The sequence below is a fragment of the Legionella rowbothamii genome (assembly GCF_900639985.1).
Classification (GTDB): Bacteria; Pseudomonadota; Gammaproteobacteria; order Legionellales; family Legionellaceae; genus Legionella; species Legionella rowbothamii.
Genome location: NZ_CAAAIM010000013.1, coordinates 38,637 through 45,245 on the forward strand (window position 1 = coordinate 38,637; position 6,609 = coordinate 45,245).

Here is a 6,609-nt window from a genome sequence, read left to right on the forward strand (position 1 = left end):
GCTCCGATTTTATAGGTCATATTACTTTTTCTAAAGGACATAGAATGAAAAATAGACTATTTATTCTTCTGATTGCATTTACTACGCCCTTGATAGCCAGTGATTTGGGTAAGCAGACCTATGAAATAACATGCAAAACTTGCCATGCTCCTCCCTTTGCTAAAGGGATGCATGCTCCTGCTGCCTTTGATAAAAAAGCCTGGAGTATCAGATTTAATAAAGCTGAAATGGAATTGAAAGACCACCCAGAACAATTCAAAACAGCAATGGATTATTTATTCTATAAAGCAAGTATTGGAAAAGGATTAATGCCTCATGGAGGTTTATGTAAAGAAGCTGATATACCGCATAAAAATTGCTCTGACAAAGCGATAAAAGAAGCTATTTATTATATGGCAAACATAACAATAGATAATTAAATGAATTTGTTGGCTCTGTTGCAAAAACGGAATTAGTTTAAAATGGAAAAATGTTTCTGGATATCGTGGGTGTATTTGCTGAGTTTGAAACAAATTTACGCCGAGAACAACCAACTATAAGGCATTACTCGAGCTAAAGAAAATAACGTCTATAAAGGAAAAAAGGCCTATGTCATGGCCAAAACAAAGGAAGTGCTTGGAGTTTGGGGAAGCATTGTATGCTACAACAAACCACATGGCAATTTCATTCTGATTAATCAGACTTAATGGGGCTATTTGAGAGAGAAACCGGCCCTCTCTCTTATATCATTTTTAAAATTTATCAGACCTAAAGGCATCTCAACGAAACATTTGCTTCATTTAAATCAATTTAAAAATCCTTTTTTAAATCCAAACTCGTTTGTATTAGCAGTAGAGTCTGGTTTTTGAGTTTTAGTTTTATTAGATAAACTCAAAAAAGAAAATTGATTTAAAATTGTCTCAGCTGGTTGAGCGTCATTTCTTAACTTGTTTATGACTTCATAAGCGCTTAAACATTTGCTGCCGGGAAGGCAATGCCTTTTATCATATTCTTTAACAAACAGAGTGTCTTCCTCAAAATTCATTTTTATACCCACTGGACCTACATAATCGATGCGTTTATTTTTTTTCAATAATTCATTTGCTTCGTTGATAGTAAATGAATCCTTTAAATCCTGAGAAGAAAATTGAGACAAAATATAGCTTACGCTCCGGCTTGTTTTGGCATTATTAACTAACGCGACTAGAATCGCCCCTTTATCTAACCCAGAAATATCGACTTTGGAAATTGGCGTTGGATTTTTCTTTGCGGTATACCACCTCACCTCTATAACTTCACCTAAATTTAATTTATTTTCAAATTCCTGCATATCTTCCATGGATTCGCATACATAGAGCTCCGTTCTACCCTCCAACCCACTCCTATTCACCGCACAAATTATCGCCTCATCCGCGGCTATATTAAGCAAATTTTGAATTTTATCAGTATTTGAAATATCAAGTTCTTTCAACTCAAGGGTGACATCGTTTGCTTTGCCAATAAATTTCATTGCTGTTTACTCCTCTCAATTTTAAAGATCTTCCTAAGCTCAAGAAATGTATCAAAATAAACTTTGCGTTGAAAGATATTGCAGAGTGATCGTTTAGAAAGCCTGTATTTCCCCTGTATATTGTTTTTTAGGAAATCACTCAAATGAAGTGAGATGGGTTTCTTGGCTAGAATAAAAAGCAAAGGAACTTGAGCCAAATACATTTTTTATGTGCTAAATATATATATACGGAAGACTATAATTTAGGCGAATGCTAGAACAATACACCTGATTCAATAAGCAACCGCTCTTGTGAGCGTTTTATACCCTCCAGACCAAAGGCCGAGCCCGCAGTAATATTGTTTGCCTGCACGAGGGAAGCTTCACCGCGTGCAAAAAAGATTCCTCGCTGATAAGTTGGTGTTAGTGTTAGCGACCAAGCGTTACTCCCATGACCATAAGCTACATTGGTTCCCCCTGCTGTATCAATATATTCGGCACGACCAGCGATGCTCCAATAGGTATTGAAAGCAAATTTTGTCGCTAGAGCAACGCCATAAGTCGATGCGAAGTCCAGTAGACCGACGCTTGGATCTTTGGGGACATGAGTAAATTGTAATGTAGGGCTTACCGTCAATCGTCCGAAATTATAAGAATAGATTAAGTCATAAATTTGACTGTTATTCTGTGCCAGTGGAGTCACAAGACTGGATACCTTGTCATGTTTGATGTTGCCGGAAGCTACTACGCTTAAGCTATGTTTTGAATTAATAGTATAGGTCACCAACCCAGAGAGCCAGTTAAGCTGTCCGGAATAAAAACCATCGCTTAAAGCAACTGAGCCACTGAAGGCCCCATGGGTGTAATTCATTTGCACGCCACGATTAAGATCATTAGTCTGATTCCATAGTAGGCCCCGCTCAATATTAAAATTTTGGAAGGTAAAGTTATTTTCATTGCCGATGAGAGTGAATAATTTGCCCGCCATTATCGAAAAATTATCACTAGGAGCTAATTTAATAAAAGCTATTGGAACGGGGCCAAAAAAATCGCGAGTCATATCGTCCATGCGCAAATAAGGAGTGCCTAGAGCTGGCAAAGAATATCCACCTGCCTGAACATAAAACTGCAGCAAACCTTTGTTATTCTGGATAAATAGCTGGACATTATCTACATCGAGCAGTGAATTTGGATTTCGCCTTACAGGATTATTCTGCGACAGGCCAAGGCCGCTTATGACGCCGTTGATATAAATCTTTCCCAGAGAACCAGCCTCAATATCAAATGGATTAGAATTGGCAACAAGTGGGCCTGTCATCGTAGGATAGGGTAAAGAAATTGAAGTCGTTTCAGTTTCTGTAGTCTTAGCCCAGATTGGCATTGTTAGAAAACCAAAAGCGGCATAAAGTAAAATCTGAACAATAAATTTTTTCATAGAGTTATGTATCGATAAAAACTGGCGCCTGCAGCTACTAATCCAGCCTTTGTTCTTTCCTGCATTAGGCGGCGTTCAAATTGAGCTAGAGAAGAAAAAATATTAAAAATTAGCTCTTCTGAAGCGGTAGTTGTATCTATAGCACCATCGCAGAGCGATCGAAATCCAATGCCTTTTTTTCCTAAATCTTCAACTAAAATAACTAAATGCGCCATGGAGTGACCCAATCGATCTAATCGCTACACCCATAAAGTGTCACCAGCGTTCAATTCAGCTCTACATTTATCTAATCCAGGCCGCTCAGTGCGTACTCCAGAAATTCTGTCGATGAATATTTTATTTTTAGCGCAACCTGCTGCTGCACGTTGCAATTGAACATCCTGGTCATTCGTGCTAACACGAGCATATCCTACTAATTTTGGCATGTTATTTTCATCATAATTTGATGATAAATCGGGAAAATAATACTTTGTTTCATAAGATGGGTAGATGATACACTTGCATTGCTATTAAGCCAATAAAATTTTCTTCTTAACAAACGAGCGTTTTATGAGGCCTCATGCTAGTTGATTTTTTACTAATGAGCCATACCAGCCCTACGCAAAATATCCTGTAACACTGACGCATGATGATAAAGAATTTATTGATGCTTACCGACGCGATTACAACAAACTCGATATGCCTTACAATGGTTCCTTTGCAATAAAGACTCAATTCACAAAAATTTAAGATTTGGGCAGATCTCAACTGTATAAGCGGAATTGTTCATTGATGAGATACTTCGGAACGTGTTCTATACATTCAAATAGTGAACGGTCCTTTTTGAAACATGCCCATGATTTCAAATCTTCGAACGAGTTTTCTCAGGCGTTTGAGCTTGCCGTGGTTGGCTTTTAACCGAATATTTCGATATTTTATTTGCAGCTATTATACCTCTGTATTCTATAAAAACTAAAATTTCGCTAATTGGGTTCGGCGGATCAAATACAACCACTGACAATGAGAGTTGACCGCATTTCACAAATTCAACCCATAAATCCAAATTAGAAAAACAAGCCTATCTTATAGACTGGTTGAGTAGGATTGGCTGACATTAGCAAGTTCTTGAGATGTTGAGATTAACTCAAGCTTTTCAGTTGCAAGCTGAATCCAAGCATCGCCAATACAGTTTATTGTCATAATCTTAGCAGCCCAACCAGCAATCAACATCATATATGCTGATAATTCTCCTCCAGAAACCATACGATAATCTTTCGCTGCAGTAAGAAATGTTTTATATTCTGCTGGATTATCAATTAAGCTTTCTGTCCTTTTCATCAAATCAATCGCCTCTTCAGATGAAAGCTGTTCATTTTCTTGTAATTTAGCAACTAACGCAATCATCTCATTACAAGCCTTTTTAAAATCAATAGGATAGTCTAGATGTTGTGATAATTTTGTTTCGATATTTTGATGAAGCTGATGTAATGAATTATATAAATCATTTTTCATGATACTTTTTATAGAATTAAAAATACGTTGAGCTAATGTCTTTTCAGCATTAGGAGTACGATTTTCACCACCTAAAAACATTACCTGCTCTACAACATTTGCAGCATCAAATTGATGGCGGCCTACTTTTCCCAAAGGATAATTATTAAAATCGTAGCCTTCGCCATAGTTTCGGACCTGAAAATTGTCTGATAAAAATAGATAATCCATGTCATCACTAGTTGCATATGCATCCCAATTTATCTTCAAGCGTAACAGAAATTTTTCATTAAAATTATGAGCTAATTCTTGGGCTAAATAAGGACATTTGCTTGTAATAACTTCTAGAGGAGCTGTCGTTGATGTGGCGGTATAAAAAGAAACTAGCTTTTTAGCTTCAGACTCAATCGACATAAGTTCCAATTTAAAATAAAACGCTGTGATTACATCATATTTTTGATAAGATAACCGTTCCTTGGCATCGCCAATATTATTCTTTGCAGCATAATGTAGTATCAGTCGAGGCATACAATCATTTGAGTAGATCTCAATTTCCTTGTATCGATTATAGATATTCTCCATTTGGTCTTTTAGCGGTTCAGGAAGAAGAGACAACGTTACAAATTCTATAATATCTTTAGCTCCACCTAGATGAGATAACGGTATTGCATCGCCTAATCCACCTAATTTAGCCTCATTTGTATTCCCTGTGAGTCTTAAACCTACATTACTTTTAGCCAAGGGCACGAGATCTTTGGAGGTAAATAATGGCACATATGCTCCATATATAATAATTTTTGACTAAAAAATGTAATGTTACCAGAAAATAGATTTATGTGGAATTATGGTCCGTTAGCTCTAATACTGACTGAAACTTGGAAACTTAGAGATCAAAATAAAAAATGATTGGTTTTTAGTTTTGGGGTTCCTAAAGAACCCGAACCGACTTGCCCCTAGCGAGTTTATCTTACACGGAGGACATTTTCAGTGTGGGTGAGACTTCGTAATTTATTTGTCCTGAGAAGACAAAAATAGCAAGAGTAAAAAATTTGCCCTATACTTACATTACATTTTATGATGCTCATGGAGGAAGTCATGAAATATATCATTGCCTGGTTATTAGGTGTCCCGATTAGCATTCTCATTCTTGTGTGGTTATTTGCGCGCATATTCTAAATATATGAGCAGTGCTATTGCTATGCACGAAACTTATTTGTCTCACAAACCCAAAGGAGTATTTATTATGAACAAGGATATCTTTCAAGGAAAGTGGGAAGAGGTAAAAGGCAAAATGAAACAAGCCTGGGGTAAGCTTACAGATGATGATTACAAAGAAATTGAAGGAAATCATCAAGAGCTCTATGGGAAATTACAAAAACATTATGGCTACACCAAAGAGGAAGTAGAGAAAGTAGTTAAAGATTTTCAGGACAAATAATTCTACTTATTAAGGAGCAATAAATGAAAAAATTACTAATGGTTTTGCTTGTACTCGGTACTTCCACCGTCTTTGCGGCGTCAACCACAGATATGACCACAAATTGGGTATGCACCACCAACGCAAGTAGCAGTGATGTCGCCTCGGATAAGGCTGCCGATGAACAAATGGAAAAAAGCCATAATTCAGCCGCATCCAGTTTTGATTTTGCTGCTAAAAACTGCCGAGATTGCACCAAAATAACATGCGAAGCAAAAGACTAACCCCAATGGATGCCATCATGGAGGATTAAAAATGGAAAATCGTAATGTAGTAAAAGCCAGTGAAATAACTGGCGTCAAAGTTCAGAATACTTCTGGAGAAGATATTGGCGATATTAACGAGGTTGTCCTCGATAAAATATCAGGGCAAGTTAATTATCTGGTTTTAGATTTTGGGGGATTCCTGGGTTTTGGAAATAAATTTTTTGCAGTCCCTTGGAATGCATTTTCCTACGATACACAGGACGATTGCTTTATTTTAAACATTGATAAAGAACGTCTAAAAAATGCCCCAGGATTTGATAAAGACCACTGGCCCAATTTCGCCGATCGTAATGTGACACAAACAATCACTCAATATTACCAAATATAACTATAAGTTGATTGCTCCTCAGGAGCAATCAACCCTATCTTTGGAGGTTACTATGTTAAGTACGGTATTGATAATTCTGTTAATTTTACTCCTTATAGGTGGTCTTCCTCGGTGGAATTACAGTAAAGACTGGGGTTATGGGCCTAGTGGTTTAATTGGAACAAT

At 36.9% G+C, this 6,609-nt stretch carries 8 protein-coding genes and 1 pseudogene; 5 read left to right on the top strand and 4 right to left on the bottom strand.

Translation table 11 applies throughout. From position 1 onward, the window contains the following. Nucleotides 1-44 precede the first annotated feature (44 nt). Nucleotides 45-419 carry a c-type cytochrome gene (locus tag E1P08_RS15870; RefSeq protein WP_133137976.1) on the top strand — a complete coding sequence of 125 codons (375 nt, stop codon included), beginning with the start codon at nt 45-47 and terminating at the stop codon, nt 417-419. 365 nt (nt 420-784) lie between these two features. Here the strand turns inward: E1P08_RS15870 and E1P08_RS15880 are convergent, their stop codons facing one another. The 4 genes and pseudogenes from E1P08_RS15880 to E1P08_RS15895 form a co-directional block, all read right to left on the bottom strand. After that, the gene (locus tag E1P08_RS15880; protein ID WP_133137970.1) at nt 785-1,489 is read right to left on the bottom strand and encodes a hypothetical protein; all 705 of its coding nucleotides are present in this window, start codon (nt 1,487-1,489) and stop codon (nt 785-787) included. A 253-nt stretch (nt 1,490-1,742) separates the two neighbouring features. Next, nucleotides 1,743-2,903, bottom strand: a complete 1,161-nt coding sequence (locus tag E1P08_RS15885) for an outer membrane beta-barrel protein (RefSeq protein WP_207387384.1) — start codon at nt 2,901-2,903, stop codon at nt 1,743-1,745. Then, nucleotides 2,900-3,328, bottom strand: a pseudogene (locus E1P08_RS17555) (recombinase family protein). The gene E1P08_RS15885 and the pseudogene E1P08_RS17555 overlap by 4 nt, the downstream one beginning before the upstream one ends. A gap of 637 nt (nt 3,329-3,965) precedes the next feature. Then, entirely contained in the window at nt 3,966-5,147 is a 1,182-nt protein-coding gene (locus tag E1P08_RS15895; protein ID WP_133137971.1) for a hypothetical protein, read from the bottom strand. Between the two features lie 469 nt (nt 5,148-5,616). Here E1P08_RS15895 and E1P08_RS15900 point away from each other — a divergent pair, with 469 nt between their 5' ends. The 4 genes from E1P08_RS15900 to E1P08_RS15915 form a co-directional block, all read left to right on the top strand. Continuing rightward, nucleotides 5,617-5,811: a CsbD family protein gene (locus E1P08_RS15900; RefSeq protein WP_133137586.1), complete on the top strand. Its 195-nt coding sequence runs from the start codon at nt 5,617-5,619 to the stop codon at nt 5,809-5,811. A gap of 23 nt (nt 5,812-5,834) precedes the next feature. Next, nucleotides 5,835-6,074 (top strand): hypothetical protein, encoded by a 240-nt coding sequence (locus tag E1P08_RS15905; RefSeq protein ID WP_133137585.1) that lies wholly within the window; start codon nt 5,835-5,837, stop codon nt 6,072-6,074. Nucleotides 6,075-6,105: 31 nt separating this feature from the next. After that, complete coding sequence (locus tag E1P08_RS15910; RefSeq protein ID WP_133137972.1) at nt 6,106-6,444, top strand: PRC-barrel domain-containing protein; 339 nt, start codon at nt 6,106-6,108, stop codon at nt 6,442-6,444. Nucleotides 6,445-6,496: 52 nt separating this feature from the next. After that, nucleotides 6,497-6,609 (top strand): DUF3309 family protein (locus tag E1P08_RS15915; RefSeq protein WP_133137973.1); only part of this gene is annotated, 113 nt, incomplete at its 3' end.